14 protein-coding genes are annotated in these 16298 nt (G+C 64.7%); 6 read left to right on the top strand and 8 right to left on the bottom strand.

Annotated features, from left to right (window positions below; genetic code table 11):
- The first annotated feature begins 112 nt into the window (after nt 1-112).
- The 3 genes from AC07WS_RS15120 to AC07WS_RS15130 are packed head-to-tail and all read left to right on the top strand — an operon-like array spanning nt 113 to nt 2913.
- The gene (locus AC07WS_RS15120) at nt 113-1699 is read left to right on the top strand and encodes an ATP-binding protein (protein WP_494729875.1); all 1587 of its coding nucleotides are present in this window, start codon (nt 113-115) and stop codon (nt 1697-1699) included.
- Between the two features lie 11 nt (nt 1700-1710).
- On the top strand, nt 1711-2364 hold the full coding sequence (locus AC07WS_RS15125; protein WP_494729876.1) for a response regulator: 654 nt from the start codon (nt 1711-1713) through the stop codon (nt 2362-2364).
- 30 nt (nt 2365-2394) lie between these two features.
- A complete protein-coding gene (locus AC07WS_RS15130) occupies nt 2395-2913 on the top strand; it encodes a GNAT family N-acetyltransferase (protein WP_494729877.1) in 519 nt (172 codons plus the stop codon).
- On the opposite strand, the gene AC07WS_RS15135 is transcribed toward AC07WS_RS15130, so the two are convergent.
- Together AC07WS_RS15135 and leuA are read right to left on the bottom strand one after the other, a co-directional pair.
- Entirely contained in the window at nt 2888-4435 is a 1548-nt protein-coding gene (locus tag AC07WS_RS15135; protein ID WP_494729878.1) for a methyl-accepting chemotaxis protein, read from the bottom strand. The genes AC07WS_RS15130 and AC07WS_RS15135 overlap by 26 nt on opposite strands.
- Before the next feature lie 294 nt (nt 4436-4729).
- Entirely contained in the window at nt 4730-6430 is a 1701-nt protein-coding gene (leuA, locus tag AC07WS_RS15140) for a 2-isopropylmalate synthase (protein ID WP_494729879.1), read from the bottom strand.
- A 468-nt stretch (nt 6431-6898) separates the two neighbouring features.
- Between leuA and AC07WS_RS15145 the strand changes: the two genes are divergently transcribed.
- Nucleotides 6899-7825: a cupin-like domain-containing protein gene (locus tag AC07WS_RS15145; protein ID WP_494729880.1), complete on the top strand. Its 927-nt coding sequence runs from the start codon at nt 6899-6901 to the stop codon at nt 7823-7825.
- A gap of 37 nt (nt 7826-7862) precedes the next feature.
- On the opposite strand, the gene AC07WS_RS15150 is transcribed toward AC07WS_RS15145, so the two are convergent.
- Nucleotides 7863-8741, bottom strand: a complete 879-nt coding sequence (locus AC07WS_RS15150) for a LysR family transcriptional regulator (RefSeq protein ID WP_494729881.1) — start codon at nt 8739-8741, stop codon at nt 7863-7865.
- 75 nt (nt 8742-8816) lie between these two features.
- Between AC07WS_RS15150 and AC07WS_RS15155 the strand changes: the two genes are divergently transcribed.
- A complete protein-coding gene (locus AC07WS_RS15155) occupies nt 8817-9503 on the top strand; it encodes a glutathione S-transferase family protein (protein WP_494729882.1) in 687 nt (228 codons plus the stop codon).
- 44 nt (nt 9504-9547) lie between these two features.
- Nucleotides 9548-12568 carry a heparinase II/III domain-containing protein gene (locus AC07WS_RS15160; protein ID WP_494729883.1) on the top strand — a complete coding sequence of 1007 codons (3021 nt, stop codon included), beginning with the start codon at nt 9548-9550 and terminating at the stop codon, nt 12566-12568.
- Nucleotides 12569-12629: 61 nt separating this feature from the next.
- Here AC07WS_RS15160 and AC07WS_RS15165 read toward each other — a convergent pair whose 3' ends face one another.
- From AC07WS_RS15165 to senB, 5 genes are all read right to left on the bottom strand, one after another.
- Complete coding sequence (locus AC07WS_RS15165) at nt 12630-12917, bottom strand: hypothetical protein (RefSeq protein WP_494729884.1); 288 nt, start codon at nt 12915-12917, stop codon at nt 12630-12632.
- A 1-nt stretch (nt 12918) separates the two neighbouring features.
- The gene (locus AC07WS_RS15170) at nt 12919-13239 is read right to left on the bottom strand and encodes a heavy metal-binding domain-containing protein (RefSeq protein WP_486069318.1); all 321 of its coding nucleotides are present in this window, start codon (nt 13237-13239) and stop codon (nt 12919-12921) included.
- Nucleotides 13240-13410: 171 nt separating this feature from the next.
- Nucleotides 13411-14226, bottom strand: a complete 816-nt coding sequence (locus AC07WS_RS15175; RefSeq protein WP_494729885.1) for an alpha/beta hydrolase family protein — start codon at nt 14224-14226, stop codon at nt 13411-13413.
- Nucleotides 14227-14236: 10 nt separating this feature from the next.
- A complete protein-coding gene (gene selD / locus AC07WS_RS15180; RefSeq protein ID WP_494729886.1) occupies nt 14237-15283 on the bottom strand; it encodes a selenide, water dikinase SelD in 1047 nt (348 codons plus the stop codon).
- Complete coding sequence (senB, locus tag AC07WS_RS15185; protein WP_494729887.1) at nt 15280-16275, bottom strand: selenoneine biosynthesis selenosugar synthase SenB; 996 nt, start codon at nt 16273-16275, stop codon at nt 15280-15282. The genes selD and senB overlap by 4 nt, the downstream gene beginning before the upstream one ends.
- Nucleotides 16276-16298 lie beyond the last annotated feature (23 nt).

A 16298-nucleotide genomic window follows, 5' to 3' on the forward strand; every position in this document is an offset into this window, starting at 1 on the left:
GCAAATGTGTAGAAAAAATGAAGACGGCAGGCGATGTCGCGTTTTTGCCAGTGCCTCATAATTTCTCCACATTTGGCGGTTATGATGGAGGCATGAAGCCAAGGAGCCAGCCATGCGGTTGACCATCGCCCGCAAGATCGCGCTGGCGGTGACCGCTATCGTCATCCTGTGCGTGGGTACGATGGCGTGGGTGGCCAGCAGTAACCTCAAGCGCGGCTTCGTCGCCTACCTCAACGAACTTCAGGTCCAGGATTTCGACCAACTGCGCGAGCTGCTGGAGGACCGCTATCGCACCGAGGGCAATTTCGAATGGCTGCGGGGGCAGCCGCGCGCGCTCGGCGACGTGCTGGCGCGGATGACGCCGCGCAGCCAGGTGTTCGAGCCGGACGGCGATCCGCGCCGCCCGCGCCACGGCCGCCGTCCGCCACCGCCGCCGGACGGCGCGCCGCCACGCGGCTACGGGCCGAGACGAGACGAGCCGCCGCGCCTCGGCGATCCGCCGTCGCGCCTCGCCGACCCGCCGCCACGCGGCTATGGGGCACCGCGAGAGGAGCCGCCGCGTCCAGCCGATCCGCCGCCGGCGGAAGGACCGCCGCGCCGCAACGACCCGCTGGACTTCGCCTCCCGCATAACAATCACGGATGCCCAGGGCCACCGGCTGATCGGCCCTCCCGACCTGCCGCAGGGGACGGAGCGCGCCATCAAGGTCGATGGCGTGGTGGTCGGCCATATGCGGCTGATGCCCTTGCGGCAGACCGGCGGCGAGGACTCCAGCGCCACGGTTTTCCTGCGCGGGCAGTTGCAGTCCATCCTGATGCTGTCGGCCGTATTGATCGGGCTCGCGGTGCTGGCGGCGGTATGGCTTGCCCGCCATTTGCTGCGGCCCGTGGCCGCGCTGCGCGACGTGACGGCGCGACTGGCATTGGGCGAATTGAGCGCCCGCGCGCCCTTGCTGTCCCGCGACGAGGTGGCGGAACTAGCGCTGCACGTCAACGCCATGGCCGAAGCGCTGGAGGACAGCGAACGCCGACGCCGCAAGATGCTGGCCGACGTTTCGCACGAACTGCGCACGCCGCTGACGGTGATACGCGGCGAGATCGAAGCGCTGCTGGACGGCATCCGCCAGGCGGACACCAACGCGCTGCAATCGCTTCATGCCGAGGTGCTGCGTTTGAATAAGCTGGTCGACGACCTGCACCAGCTGACGATGGCCGATGCGGGCGACCTGCACTACCATTGGCACGAACTGAATCTGGCCGAGCTGCTGCGGCCCACGCTGGAGCGCTACCAGCCGCGCGCGCAGAAGTGCGGTTTGGACTTGAGTTGGAGCCTGCCGTCCGCGCCCTTGCTGCTGCAGGGCGACGCAGGCCGTTTGCAGCAGGTGTTCACCAACCTGCTGGAAAACAGCCTGCGCTACACTGACAGCGGCGGCCAGGTGGTGGTGGCGCTGGGCAGCGCCGGCGGCCATGCGGAAATCACGGTGGAGGACAGCGCACCCGGCGTGCCGTCCGCCGTCCTTGGCAGCATCTTCGAGCGGCTGTATCGCGTGGACGGCGCCCGCACGCGAGAACGTGGCGGCAGCGGACTGGGACTGGCGATCTGCAAAGCGCTGGTGGAGGCGCATGGCGGAAGTATAGTCGCCACGCCGTCGGTGCTGGGTGGTGTCAAAATCCTGGTGCGCCTGCCGTTGAAAACATAGGAAGCGAAGACGTGCCCAATATCCTGATCGTTGAAGACGACACCAAGATCGCCGCGCTGCTGGCGGACTACATGAGCGCCGCCGGCTGGACCACGCGGCAGGCTGCCGATGGCCGCGGCGCGGTCGATATTGTCCGCAGCGGCGGCGTGGACCTGATGCTGCTCGACCTGATGCTGCCGGAGCTGGACGGGATCGGCGTCTGCCGCGAAGTGCGTGGCTTTTCGCAGGTCCCCATCATCATGCTGACCGCCCGCGTGGACGAGATCGACCGTCTGCTGGGGTTGGAAAGTGGTGCCGACGACTACGTCTGCAAGCCATTCAGCCCGCGAGAAGTGGTGGCCCGCGTGCGGGTGCACTTGCGCCGCAGCGGGGCTGCCGCTCCCGGCTCGCCGTTCCAGATCGACCGCGCCGGCATGCGCGTGCTGCACAAGGGCGCCGCGCTGGCGTTGACGCCGCTGGAATTCCGCCTGCTGGCGGAGTTTATCGACAATCCGAGCCGGGTCTACACCCGCCAGCAGCTGCTCGATTTTGCGCATCAGGACCAGCGCGACATCAGCGACCGCACCGTCGATTCGCACATCAAAAACATCCGCCGCAAACTGCCGGACGCCGAGTGCCTGCAATCCGTTTATGGCGTGGGTTATCGCTTCGAGTTGCCGCTATAATTGGCCGCTTACAGCCTGCCTGGGAGAGCCATGTCAATTCGTCGTCTTGATCCATCCGATGCTGCCGCGTTCCGCTCCCTGCGGCTGACGGGCTTGCGTGCGTCGGCCTCCGCTTTCGGTTCCAGCTACGAGGAGGAGTGCGACATGCCGCTCGCCGCCACCGAGGCGCGGCTGGCGCCGGATTCGGGCCGTTACGTGTTCGGTGCTTTCGACGACGGCCAGCTGGTTGGCATTGTCGGTCTGGCGCGCGAGACAGCGCTCAAGGTCCGCCACAAAGCCTTTGTGTACGCCATGTACGTGGCCGAATCGCACCGTGGCAGGGGCGTGGGCCGGCGTTTGATGGAACAGGTACTGGCACATGCCGCCACGCTGGAGGGCGTGCAGCGCATGACTATCTCGGTCACCGCCGGCAATGCGGAGGCGACTGCCCTGTATGAATCGCTGGGCTTCAGGGAGTTCGGCCGCGAACCGGATTCGATGATCGTCGACGGCCGGTTCTACGACGAGATCATGATGTCGGCCGCTATGCCGCCAACCGGAACTGACTAACCACCTGATTCAGCGCCCCGGCCTGGTCCTGCATCGCCGCCGCCGCGGCAGCCGCCTGTTCGACCAGTGCGGCGTTCTGCTGCGTCACCTGGTCCATCTGGCTGATCGCGATATTGATTTGTTCGATGCCGCCGGTCTGCTCGTGATTGGCCAGCGTGATCTCGCCGACGATGTCGGTCACCTTGCGCACGCTTTCCTGCACTTCGCTCATGGTGGTGCCGGCCAGGCCGACCAGGCGCGCGCCGGCCGCCACCTTGTCCACCGAGTCGTCGATCAGCGTCTTGATTTCCTTGGCCGCGCTGGCCGAACGCTGCGCAAGGTTGCGCACTTCCGACGCCACCACCGCAAAGCCGCGCCCCTGTTCTCCGGCACGTGCCGCCTCCACCGCCGCATTCAGCGCGAGGATATTGGTCTGGAAAGCGATGCCGTCGATGACGCCGATGATGTCGACGATCTTACGCGACGAATCATTGATCGAGTTCATGGTGCCCACCACCTGCGCCACCACGTCGCCGCCGCGTTGCGCCACCTGCGACGCCGATTGCGCCAGCTCGTTGGCCTGCTGGGCGTTGGCTGCGTTCTGCTTGACGGTGCTGGTCAGTTCCTCCATCGACGCGGCGGTTTCCTCCAGCGAGCTGGCTTGCTGCTCGGTGCGCGAGGACAGGTCCAAATTCCCGCTGGCGATTTCCGCCGAGGCGGTGGTGATGGCGCCGGTGCCATTGCGCACGCGGCCGACGATGTGGGCGAGGTTGTCGTTCATCTTGCCCAGTTCCTCCAGCAGCTGGCCCATTTCGTCGCGCTGCTCGTTGGTGACGCGGCAGGTCAGGTCGCCTGACGCCACGGCGCGCGCCATCTTGAGCGCGTGGCCGATCGGATCGGTAATCGAGCGCGTGACGCGCCACGCGAAGGCCAGGCCCAGGGCCAGCGCCACGAAGCCCAACCAGCCCATGATCTGGCTGGCCATGGAGATATCATGCCTGACCAGTTCACCGTTGAGGGAGGCGACGGACTTTTGCAGCTCCGACAGATGGCGTATGCTGGCCTGCACCTTGGCCAGCTTGGGTTGCATGTCGGTGCGCAGCGCGGCCAGGGCGTCGTCGCGCTGGCCATCGGCCAGCATCTTGGCGATGCGTGTAAACGATACGACGTAGGCCTTGCGCAGTTCGCGGATGCCGGCCATCACCGCCTTGCCTTCGTCCGTATAGAGCAGCGAGTCGAGCGTTTCGAGCGCGGTGCTGATGGTTTTTTTATTGACGTCTATCTCGCGGTAGATTTCCGCCGTGCGGGCAGGATCGCCGGTGGTGAACAGTTCCAGCGTCAGTGCCGCATTGGCGCGGGTGGTGCTGCCGACGACGGCCGCCGCTTCGGCTTTCACCCAGTCCTTGTCGAGGATGACCGCATTGAGGCGGCTGATGCTGCTCAGCCTTTGCAGGCCGACGCCGATCAGCGCCGCCATCAACACCAGCACCGCACCGAAGGCAATCGCCAGCCGCATGCCGATTTTCAGATTCGAGATATTCATGCATGACTCCATGAGAACACCGAGCGAAAGCCAAGTATAGCGACAATGGTGCGATGCGGAGATATCGGCGGAAGGCGACTGTTGCGCCGGATGGACGGTGCATAGTATCGCGACACTTTTATCAATGGAGTAAGCATGCCGGAACGTCTACGCGCCGGCCTGAAGGCGACTCTTCCTGGCACGGTGCCGCTTCCATGGCGTGTCTGCAGACCGGGCCGGAATAGCGCGGTTGCTTGGCCAGGCCGGTGACGGCGCCGCGCGAACGCGGCGCCTGGCATCCTCCGCCAGATGGGTTTATGCGGTGGCGTCGGCGCCCGCTGGTGCTGCCGCGTTTTCACGCTGCGAGAGCTGGCGGTTGACGGCGCTCAGCACAGCCTTGAACGAGGCCGTGACGATGTTGCTGTCGATGGCGGCGCCGAACAAGGTCGGGCCGTTGGCCAGGCGCAGTTCGACGTAGCAGGCCGCCTTGGCATTGGCGCCCGAGCCGATCGAATGCTCATGGTAGTCCATCAGTTTGATGTCGAGGCCCAGCGCGTTGACGAAGGCGTCGATAGGTCCGTTGCCGCCGCCCTGCAGCGCCAGTGGCGCCTTGCGGTGGGTGAGGGCGATATCGATCTGCACCGGCTCGTCGCTGCTGGTGTCTTCCACCATCTTGTGTGCGTTGTAGGCGTACGGCGTAAGCTGCTCGAAGTACTCCTTGCTGAAGATGTCGTAGATGCCTTCGGCGGTGATCTCCAGGCCAGTGGAATCGGCCACCGCCTGCACCGCGCGGCTGAACTCAATCTGCAGGCGGCGCGGGAGCACCAGGCCGTAGTCCTGCTCCAGCAGGTAAGCCATGCCGCCCTTGCCGGACTGGCTGTTGACGCGGATGACGGCGTCGTAGCTGCGGCCCAGGTCCTGCGGGTCGATCGGCAAGTAAGGGATCTCCCACAGCGCGCCTTCCTGCTGCTGGGCGAAGCCCTTCTTGATCGCGTCCTGGTGCGAGCCGGAGAAGGCGGTGAACACCAGGTCGCCCACGTACGGATGGCGCGGATGCACAGGCAGCTGGTTGCACTCTTCGACGCACTTGCGCACCTCGTCGATGTCGGAGAAGTCCAGGCCCGGATGCACGCCTTGCGTGTACAGGTTCAAGGCCAGCGTGACCAGGTCGACGTTGCCGGTGCGCTCACCGTTGCCGAACAGGCAGCCCTCGACGCGGTCGGCGCCGGCCATCACGGCCATCTCGGCCGAGGCGACGGCGGTGCCGCGGTCGTTGTGCGGGTGGACGCTGATGATCAGCGAATCGCGGCGCGCCAGCTTGCGCGACATCCATTCGATCTGGTCGGCGTAGACGTTGGGCGTGCTGCATTCCACCGTCGACGGCAGGTTGATGATCATCTTGTTGTTCGGGGTCGGTTCCCAGATCGCCGTGACGGCGTCGCAGATATGCTTGGAGAAATCGAGTTCGGTGGTGGAGAACGATTCAGGCGTGTACTCGAAGCCCCATTCGGTCTGCGGGTGCTGCTTGATCAATTCCTTCACCAGCTTGGTGCCGGTGGTGGCGATATTGGTGATCTCTTCGCGCGACATGCCGAACACCACTTTGCGGAACACCGGCGCCACCGAGTTATACAGGTGGACGATGGCGCGTTTGGCGCCGGCCGCCGATTCCACGGTGCGGCGGATCAGTTCATCGCGCGACTGGGTCAGCACGATGATGGTGACGTCGTCGGGGATGCGGTTTTCCTCGACCAGCTTGCGCACGAAATCGAAGTCGGTCTGCGAGGCCGAAGGGAAGCCCACTTCGATTTCCTTGAGGCCGATCTTCACCAGCAGTTCGAAGAAGCGCAGCTTCTTTTCGGCGCTCATTGGTTCGATCAGGGCCTGGTTGCCGTCGCGCAGATCGGTGCTCATCCAGATCGGCGGTTTGGAGATGACGTTGTTCGGCCACTGGCGGTCGGACAATTGGACAGGTGGGAAGGCGCGGTACTTCGCTGCTGGGTTCTGCAACATCATGGGGTACTCCTGGGTCTCAAATGGGGAAATGCTGATGCCATGGGCCGACGAATCGGGTGTTGGCGCTCTGTTGTGGCGAAGGGCTGCCGTGCGGCCACGGGATACTAGGCGCGGCAACCGATCGGTAGTTTTAGCAGTAGCGACAAGGCTGGGAACATCGGTGCAAACTTTCCTGGGGTTTGAAGACGTGTGCGGCTTATGGCCGGCACAGGGGTACAGCTGGAACGCGGATTAAGCGCGTGCTAGTAGGCGCGCTGCTAGCGATAGGGCGCTAGCAGACGGCAGCAGGAAAGCGGATAGGTGCAGATGCGAGGTCATGGCCTTAAATGTACGAGATGGGCGGCGTGGCTGTCAAGGGAATTTGGATTCCCGGCGGTGATTAAAGGCCATCGTGTCTTTTTTGGCATCCGAACTGCATGGTCGGCGCAGCAGTTATACTGTCGCCCTGCAAAAATTTAAGTTCGGGATATGTCGAAAGAGAAGAAGCTGGCGCGCGCGCCGCGCCTGCCGCCAACCAGGCAGGAATCGGAGTCCGCATGGGCCTCCGATCCTGCCGCCCAGAAGCAGGCGCGCGAGCGCAAGGACGCGCAGGTTCGCGGCGTCACGTCGATACCGGCGATGCGCGAGGCGATCAAGCGCGTCTCGCGCGGCCTGCCGGCGGTTTCCGAGGTGCCGCGCTTGCGGGCGCTCGACGCCGCCGCGTTCCGCCAGCGCGCCGCCGAAGGGCTGCCGTTCCTGATGACGGGAATGGTCGACCGCTGGCCGCTGTGCGCCCTGACGCCGGAATCGCTGCGCGCGCAGTACAGCCACCTGCCGGTGCGCGCGCGGGTGGGCGACTACATCAACACCGCGTTCGCGCCAGACCGCGCGATGCAGGACATGTCGATGCTGGAGTATCTGGAGCTGGTGGCCGCCGGCGCGCACGACCTGCCGCCGTACCTGGGCAATCTGGAACTGCGTGAGCTGAACCGGCTCTGTCACTGGCCGACCTACTTCGACAAAATGGGCCCGCCGCGCTTCTGGCTCGGCCCCGCAGGCACGGTGACGCCGCTGCATTGCGACTACGACGACAACATCTTCGCGCAGATATGGGGCACCAAGCGCATCTTCCTGGCGCCGCCGCATCACGACGAATTCCTGTACCCGAACGAGGCCAACGCCATCCTGTTCGGCTCTCCGTTCGATCCCGAGGCGCCAGACTACGAGAGGTTCCCGCTGGCGCGCCAGGCCGCCACGGTCGAAGTCATCGTCAATCCGGGCGACATGCTGTATGTGCCGGCCGGCTGGTATCACCAGGTGCGGGCGCTGACGTTTTCGCTGTCCTCGAACCGCTGGTCCCGGTCCATGCCGATTGTGCTGAACGGCGATCCGTCGCTAAGGCCCGCTGCGGACTGACTGCTTGGCTCCGTCGCCCGAATCGCGCTGCATCCCGTCAATCCAGCGCCAGCGTCTGGGCCAGATGGCCGAACACCGTCGACACGCGCCGTAGATGGCGCGATTCCGCATGGCTCATCAGCCATAGCTCGGTTTGCGCCTCGTCCAGCACACCGCCCAGTTGCGCCAGATCCTTGCGCTGGCGCGCCAGGAACAGCGGCAGTATGCCGACGCCCAGTTCCAGCGCCACCATCTCGGCCACGCTCAGAATGCTGTTGACGCGGAATTGCGGCGTCACCTTCGGATGATGTTTTTTGCGCCAGATGACTGAAGGATGTTCCGGCAGCGCGTCGTCCGGCGCGATCCATGGCGCCTTGCCGGCGTTGGACTTCTTCCATTTCCCGCCGCGCGCGGCGAACAGCGCCACGCGGATCGGGCCGATATGTTTTCCGACCAGGTGCGCCGGCGGCCGGTTGGTGGCGCGCACCGCGATGTCGGCCTCGTGGCGGCTCAGGTCCGCCAGTCTGTTGCCGGCATCCAGCTCGTAGGAGAGCAGAGGATGGCTGGCCTGCAGATCGCGCAGCGCCGGTGCGACCAGTGCGTGCAATATCGTGTCGGTGCTGGTGATGCGTACCGTGCCCTCCACCTGATCGGGGCTTTGCAGCGCAGCCGAACGCGCCGCGTCCAGCTGCGCTTCCACCAGTTCGCCGTGCCGCGCCAGCGATTGCGCCAGCTCCGACGGCCGATACCCCAGGCGCGAACGTTCGAACAGGCGTGTGCCCAAGCCTTGCTCCATCCGCTGCACCGAACGGAACACGGTGGAGGGATCGACAGCCAGCCGCTCGCCGGCTTCCGCCAGCGTGCCGCCGCGTACCAGCGCGAGGATGATTTCCAGATCCTGCGAGTTCAGTTTGTATTGCGGTTTTGCATAGCCCATCTGCGTGATCGCCTATTTTCATTGCATGTTCGAAATCGTATATTAACGCCATCGACATTCAGTGCGGAGTAAAAAATGGATACGGTCCTGGTCAGCCATCCCTTGTGCCCTTATGTGCAGCGCGCGGCGATCGTGCTGGCCGAGAAGGGCGTGCCCTACGAACGGCGCGATATCGACCTGGCGGCAAAGCCGGATTGGTTCCTGGCCGTTTCGCCGTTGGGGAAGACGCCGGTGCTGCTCACCGGCGGCGCGGCGCTGTTCGAATCGGCGGTGATCTGCGAGTATCTGGACGAGACGCATGCCCCGCGCCTGCATCCGCCGGACGCCCTGGAGCGCGCGCGGCAGCGTTCCTGGATGGAGTTCGGATCGGCGCTATTGAATCTGATCGGCGGATTTTATAACGCCGCGGATCAGCAGGCGCTGGCCGCCAAGGCCGCCGAGATCCACGCGCGCTTCGAGCAGGTGGAGGCGGCGCTGGGGGAGGGGCCGTACTTCATGGGCGGGCATTTCGGCATGGTCGACGCGGTCTTCGGCCCGGTGTTCCGCTATTTCGACGTGTTCGACACGATTGCGGATTTCGGCATGCTGGCCGGACTGCCGCGCACCGCCGCGTGGCGCACCGCGCTCGCCGAGCGGCCATCTGTGCGGCAGGCTGTTTCGGCGGCTTACCCGGACCTGTTGCGCGCCTTCCTGTTGAAGCGCGGCGCGGCCTTGTCGGCCCGGATGAGGTCCGCGCGTGTATTTTTGCGAGATTTGCAATGATATTTTTTTGATATTATCCAGCTCCGTTCCTTCAGGAGTCAGTCATGCGCTTTGCCCCACTCAGCTGCCTTGCCTTGCTTGCCGGTCTTGGACTGTCATGCCACGCGCTTGCCATCCCCGGCAGCATCAAGCCGGTCCACCCGCGTTTGTATGCCACGCAAGCCGATATCGAACAACTCAGGCAGTCGCTGCCCCATGGCGGCCCGTTCCCCCAGAATAAGGGCACGATAGAATTTACGCTGACTGCCGCGCTAAAGGCGGACGGTGATCCGCAAGACGCCATGCTGCTGGGGACCGGCACCACGGCCACAAACGCCATCATGATCCGTCACGTGGACAACGCCGTAGCAGAATCGGGCGAGCATAAATTGAGGATACAGGTTGCGCTCATCAAAGCCGGAGCGGGCTACTTTGCGTTCTCCAATGTCTACGTCAAGCCCGGCGAGCCGACCAGAATCAGGTTGAGCTACGATAGCGTCGCCCGGCATTTCGATGTGTCGGCGGACAAGGCCATTTCCGTGGACGTCGTCAAATATCCGGCTTATGATCCCGCCTACATCTGGCAGCCGGCTAATCAGCGGTTCGATTTTCAGGGGCGCCGGGGCGACGTCGTCAGCGATCTGGTGGTGCAGGATGGCGCCGGCATAACGGTTTGGGGTATGGATCGCGTAGACTATGAATTGGGGAATGCGCGCGTCTCGTTCCTCGCCAATGCCAGTATGATCGCCGGCCGCATCAAGAATACGTGCGCGGTGTCCGCCAGTCCGGTCAAGAATCCTGATGCGCCGGAATGCGATGTCGCGACCGGAGGCCGCAACGTCATCCTCGAAGCAGCCAAGACCCTGGGCCTGGCCTACAAACTGAGCGGCGATCCGCTGTACCTGGAGGCCGCCCGCAAGTATGTCAGCGTCATCTTTGGCATCCAGGACTATCTGGTCGGTGGAGAGTGGTCGATGAACCCGCGTGTCGCGGCGCTGGGAGTGATCTACGACTGGTTCTTCCCGGAGCTCGATGACAAAACCCGCGCCGATATCCGTAGCTATATCCGCAACACGATCAGCGCGGATAACCAGACGGAGAAGGCAAGCAATGATGACCTGATCGCGATGATTTGCGGCAGCGCCGTGAAGCTGAAGACGTCGACCGCGACGCTCGATTGCGACGGCGAACCCGATATCTCCCGCTTTTATATCATGGGCCACAATGCCAGCGCGATGACCGGCGCCGCGCTCGGTCTGCTGGCGATCGTGGACGAAAGCGCCGCCGACGGTGTAGACGTACGGCCGATGATAGACCGCATCTACACCCACCTGGAGAAGGGACTGATCCCGGCGCGCGACTATATCTCGGTCGATGGCGGCCACCAGACGATGTCCGCCTATAACTCCACGGTCGGCGAGATGATAGAACGGCTGATCATGTGGCGGCGGGTGCTGGCGCCGCCGACGGACGCGGCGATCGCCCCCACCCGGTTCGAGTCCAAGGTGATCGAGCCCTTTATCTACGCCTTGCGCGGCGATGGCTCTTTCCCCGCCGGCAGCGATAATTTTGATCTGACGGTCGGCATGCCGTTCGTCGGCTACATGAGCCTGGCCGCGGCCGCCAACGGCGTAGGGACGGGCACCAGTTTTTATCAGCAGTACGTGAAGTCCGCGAGGACATGGGGCGCAGGGCAACTGCTGTGGGATACGCTGTACTTCCCTGGCGCGCGGTCGAACGCGGTCGAGTTATCGACCTTGCCCCTGTCGCGCCACTTCAGCGTCGCTGGCAACGTCTTCATGCGCGACAGCTGGGATTACGCCAACTCGACCCTGCTCGATTTCAAGTCGACCTCCTTCATCAGCGAGAACCACCAGCATCTGGACCAGAACAGTTTCTCGGTGTTCCGGCACGCGCCGCTGCTGGTCGATTCGGGTATCTACGATGCCTACGCCAGCGCCCATTGGAACAACTATTACTACCGGACCATCGCGCACAACAGCCTGATCGTGTTCGATGCCAACGAGGTATTCTCCGACGGCAGCAAGACTTTCAGCAACGACGGCGGCCAGTGGTTCAAGAACGGCCAGTCCCGCTATCCGACGATGGACGAGATCAAGCCGGGTGCGGTCAACGCGCTCGACGGCGTGACGCAGTATGAAGAGGGCGGCGCTTACGCCTTCGTCACCGGCAATGCCAGCAAGGCATATTCGAGCAAGCTGGATCAGAGGGATGGCTTCTTGCGCAGTATTTTCTATCTGCGTCCGAAGGTCGCCGGCGGCAAAACATCCATCCTTGTTTTCGATCGCGTTCACACGGCGGGCCTGCCGGCGACGTCGCTGTTGCACACGGTCGACAAGCCAACAGTGCACGTCGCCTCGACCGCCGGCGACGCGGGTCGCGTCAACCTGGCCGCAGCGCCGGACAACTTCCCGCTGCTGGTGCGTAACGGCAGCGGCATGATGACGATTGAGCCGCTGCTGCCGAAAAACGCCAGCATCAGCATGGTCGGTGGCGAGTCCGGCAACAAGTGCATGCAGGTGACGACCGATAACGTGCCGGCCGCCAGTCCGTACGATTGCCGTTTCACCGTCCGGCAGGCCATTGGGAACGGTCAATTCGCCTGGTACAACTACGCCCCGAAGGCTGGCTTCGACAAGGTCGGCCGGACGGACTTCGGCGGGTGGCGGCTGGAGATCGCGGCCGGACCCGATCAGGGCGCGTCGGCCAAATATCAATGGTTTCTGAATGTGCTGCATGTGGAGGATGAGCGGCCGGAAGCCGATCCGACGGTCAACAGTTCGGTGCTGCTGGATAGTAGCGATGGCAGCGCGGCCGCCGTCGCGGTCGACGCTGGCACGACGGTGGTGTTTGCGAAGTCGTCGGCGCCGGCCGCTGCGCTGCGCTGGAAGTCATCGGCTGGCTACCAGGGCAGCATCCTCGTTGGCGGGCTGCTGCCATCGATGGCCTACGTCCGAAGCTTCGACGTTTCGAAACAGGAAATCGTGCTGCTTGCGGCGGCCAACGCCGGACCCGAGGTGCCGCGCACGTCCAAGGACGGCGTACTCAGTTTGAACATCAATTGAGCTGGCGGGCGGATCGAGGTCCGCTTGCCGGGCGCTGCTGGGCAAGCCGCTGCGATAAGCACTACGGCTTGCCGTCCTTGGCGACATAGCGTCGCTCGCCGGTGCCGGGATCGTACAGGACTTCCATCGCCGCGCCGGATTCGGGGTCGATGAACTGTTCGCCGGTGGCCTGCCAGTTGCCGCCGGGGGCTGGCGGCTTTTGATAGCGCCAACGTTCGAAAAGCACCGCCAGCGCGATCATGACGCTCCAGACGGCGCCCGGCGTCGCCTCCGGGTGGCCGCTCAGCACGGCGATCCCCGCGCCGATGGCGACCAGCAGTGCGATGGCGAGTAAGGCGTTGCGCAGCATGTCAGGCTTTCTCGACCACGACGACCGTGCCGTAAGCGACGATCTCGCTCATGGTCTGGCCGATCTCGGAAGAGTCGAAGCGCATCATGACGACCGCGTTGCCGCCCATTTGCTGCGCGTTCTTGACCATGCGGTCGAGGGCATGGCGGCGCGTCTCTTCCAGCAGGGCGGTGTATTCCAGGATCTCGCCGCCGAAGATGGAGCGCAGCCCGGCCATCAGGTTGCCCGCCAGCCCGCGGCTGCGCACGACCACGCCGAATACCTGACCCTTCACTTCCACTACCCGGTAGCCTGCGACGTTTTCTGTGGTGGTGACCAGCATGACTTTCTTTCGGTGGTTGATAACAGATCTACTTTAACGCATGCCATGGCCGATGCCACGGCAATCGCTTGTGGCTTTCACCGGAAAGTGAGCCGGCGGCTGACCTGACCGGCATTACGGTCATGAAGTTCGCCAAATCGGTCGATGTAGTGTACAGGACCAAGTAGGCTGCTACCTGCAGTTTTGGTCGATGAAGCTGAACACGTCGGCGAACCATATCTCCGCGCCGCGATAGGCGAAGCTGTGGCCATCGGCGGCGCTTTTGCCGAAGGCATCGTAGGTTTTTACCACGGTGATTTTTCCGGCCTGCGTCCGTTCGGCGGACAGCACCTGGCTGGGCTCCAGATTGAAATCGTTCGCGGCCTGGAAGAACATCATCGGACTGGCGGCGCTGCGGACGGCGGCCTTCATCGTCTGCTGAAGCTCGGGCGATTGCGACCAGCTCTCGGCGCCGCCGGATGCGACAACGGCCGCGCAGTAGGGCGCCTTGGCGGCGCCCAGCACCGCCTCCACCCCGCCGAAGGAGTTGCCGGCAACAGCCACGGTCTTCCCGCGCGCGTAGGGCTGCGATTGTATCCATGCCAGCGCGGCCAGCTGGTCGTCGAGATGTTCGGTGCTGAGCAAGCGGGTCATCGTGCGCGAAGCCTCTTGCATGCCGCCGCGCTCTTTCGCCGCATTGATCTCGTCGCCGATGTAAGGGCCGGCGTCGGCGCTGTAGCCCTGGCCGCGCCGGTACGGCATGAAGAATAACCATCCCCGCGCGGCGAACAGAGGTCCGATGATTTTTGCGGCCTGGCTGTTCAACATGCCCGCCGCGCTGCCGTGGTTATACAGCAGCACAGGGAAGGGGCCCTCGCCGGACGGCCGGTATAACTCGCCGCCCAACGTGCCTGACTTGCCGGCGAAGCGGACAACTTCCGGTTCGGCCGCTTGCGCGCCGGCGGCCAGGGCGCAGAACAAGGCAGGCAGGATGACCCGATAGCGCATCGGGCGCATATCAGGCTACAGTCACGCGCGCCGCGCCGTCGGCCATGCGGCCGATGACGGCGGCCTCGCCGAAGCCTTCGCGGCGGAACAACGCCAGCACTTCGTCGACGCTGCCGGCGTCGCACGACACCAGCAGGCCGCCCGAGGTCTGCGGGTCGGTCAGCAGCATGTGCTGCGCCTGCGACACCGACGGCGACAGCTCGACATCCTTGCCGTACGCTTCCCAGTTGCGGCCCGAGGCGCCGGTGAAGTAGCCGTCGTGCGCCAGCTGCTCGACGCCCGGCAGCAGCGGAATCTTGGCCATGTCGAGATGCGCCGTGAGCTTGGCGCCGCGCGCCAGTTCCAGCAGGTGGCCCAGCAGGCCGAAGCCGGTGACGTCGGTCAGCGCGTGCACGCCGGCCATCTCCGACAGCGCCTTGCCCGGTTTATTGAGCTTGGTGGTGTTGGCGATCATGGCCTGGTAGCCGGCGGCGTCCAGCTTGTCCTTCTTCAGCGCGGCCGACAGCACGCCCACGCCCAGCGGTTTGCCCAGCACCAGCACGTCGCCGGCCTTGGCGTCGGCGTTGCGCTTGACCTTCGATGGGTGCACGAGGCCCAGCACCACCAGGCCGTAGATCGGTTCGACCGAGTCGATGGTGTGGCCGCCGGCGATGGGGATGCCGGCTTCGGCGCAGATCGATTCGCCGCCCTTGATGATCTGGCCGATGGTCTCCAGCGGCAGTTTGTTGATCGGCATGCCGACCAGGGCCAGCGCCATGATCGGCGTGCCGCCCATGGCGTAGACGTCGGAGATGGCGTTGGTGGCGGCGATGCGGCCGAAGTCGAACGGATCGTCGACGATGGGCATGAAGAAGTCGGTGGTGGCGATCAGCGCCTGCTCGTCATTGAGCTTGTAGACGGCGGCGTCGTCGGCGGTCTCGATGCCGACCATCAGCTCCTTCGGCACCGGGAAGCCGGATGAATTCTTCAGGATCTCGGACAGCACGCCCGGCGCGATCTTGCAGCCGCAGCCGCCACCGTGGGAGAAGGAGGTCAGTTTGATTGGGTCATTGCTCATGATGTCGTTCCTTGTTTAGACTTGTGCAGCAGATTATCCACCAACTCCAGCAAAGCTGCCTGCTCGGCCGCCGGAGCGAAGAGGGGAGCCCGCGCGTCGCACTGGGCGCGCAGCAGGGCGAGGAAGTCCGGTTCGGCCAGCGCGCGGTCGATCAGCCGGGCCAGCGCGGCGGCGTCGCCGGGCGGGAAGTAGCCGGCGTAGCCGTCGCCCAGCATGCCGCGATTTCCTGAAATGTCGCTCGCCAGCACCGGCACGCCGCTGCAAACGGCTTCGATGATGACGTTGGCGCCGCCCTCCATGTGCGAGGTGATCGCCATCAGGCAGCTGCGCTTGAGGCGCTGCCGTGTGGCCGCATGCGGCAGGGCGCCCAGCCACTGGTAGCGCGGATAGGTGGCGGCCGTGGTCAGCGCGGCCTGTTCCAGCGCCGGCTCCAGCGCGCCGCCGATGTGGACCATGCGCGCCTTGGGTGCGGTGACCAGCGCGGCGGCGCGCATGAAGGTCAGCGGATCTTTTTCGGAGCGCAGGTGGCCGACCATGGTGACGTCCAGGTGCCGCCGCGTCGCGTGCGATGCGTGCGCGGGCCGCAGCGTGGCCGCCGACTGGAAGATCACGCTGGCCTTGGCGCGCAGCGGCGCGGGCAGGGCGTCCATGCCCGCGGGTTGCAGCAGCACCAGCGCGCTGGCCTGGCGCAGCGCCTGCTGCGCGCTGGCGTCGGTCTGGATGTCGCGATACAGGTCGGTCCCGGTCAGCAGCAGGATCGATGGCCGCTGCGGATGCGCATGGACGTAGGCGTCGAGCGACGGCGCGGAGCGGCGCGCATGCAGTGCGATCAGCAGGTCGGGCGCGGCGCCGCCGGCTTCGGGCCACTGTTGCGAAATCGATACCCGATAGCGCGTGCGCAGAAAACGCGCCCAGCGGCTGGCGCTCTGCCAGTTGCCGTTGTTGGCCCGTGCCGAGGCCGGGCTGACGATCCAGATGTGGGGTGCGCTCACTGGTGTTTTGGCTAAAAATCGTT

The organism is Duganella sp. GW821-FHT01E12, assembly GCF_059422325.1.

Excerpts from the sequence above, each read along its gene's own strand:
- AC07WS_RS15120 (WP_494729875.1), top strand. The coding sequence starts at position 113 with ATGCGGTTGACCATCGCCCGCAAGATCGCGCTGGCGGTGACCGCTATC.
- AC07WS_RS15130 (WP_494729877.1), top strand. The coding sequence starts at position 2,395 with ATGTCAATTCGTCGTCTTGATCCATCCGATGCTGCCGCGTTCCGCTCC.
- AC07WS_RS15135 (WP_494729878.1), bottom strand. The coding sequence starts at position 4,435 with ATGAATATCTCGAATCTGAAAATCGGCATGCGGCTGGCGATTGCCTTC.
- leuA (WP_494729879.1), bottom strand. The coding sequence starts at position 6,430 with ATGATGTTGCAGAACCCAGCAGCGAAGTACCGCGCCTTCCCACCTGTC.
- AC07WS_RS15145 (WP_494729880.1), top strand. The coding sequence starts at position 6,899 with ATGTCGAAAGAGAAGAAGCTGGCGCGCGCGCCGCGCCTGCCGCCAACC.
- AC07WS_RS15150 (WP_494729881.1), bottom strand. The coding sequence starts at position 8,741 with ATGGGCTATGCAAAACCGCAATACAAACTGAACTCGCAGGATCTGGAA.
- AC07WS_RS15155 (WP_494729882.1), top strand. The coding sequence starts at position 8,817 with ATGGATACGGTCCTGGTCAGCCATCCCTTGTGCCCTTATGTGCAGCGC.
- AC07WS_RS15160 (WP_494729883.1), top strand. The coding sequence starts at position 9,548 with ATGCGCTTTGCCCCACTCAGCTGCCTTGCCTTGCTTGCCGGTCTTGGA.
- AC07WS_RS15165 (WP_494729884.1), bottom strand. The coding sequence starts at position 12,917 with ATGCTGCGCAACGCCTTACTCGCCATCGCACTGCTGGTCGCCATCGGC.
- AC07WS_RS15170 (WP_486069318.1), bottom strand. The coding sequence starts at position 13,239 with ATGCTGGTCACCACCACAGAAAACGTCGCAGGCTACCGGGTAGTGGAA.
- AC07WS_RS15175 (WP_494729885.1), bottom strand. The coding sequence starts at position 14,226 with ATGCGCTATCGGGTCATCCTGCCTGCCTTGTTCTGCGCCCTGGCCGCC.
- selD (WP_494729886.1), bottom strand. The coding sequence starts at position 15,283 with ATGAGCAATGACCCAATCAAACTGACCTCCTTCTCCCACGGTGGCGGC.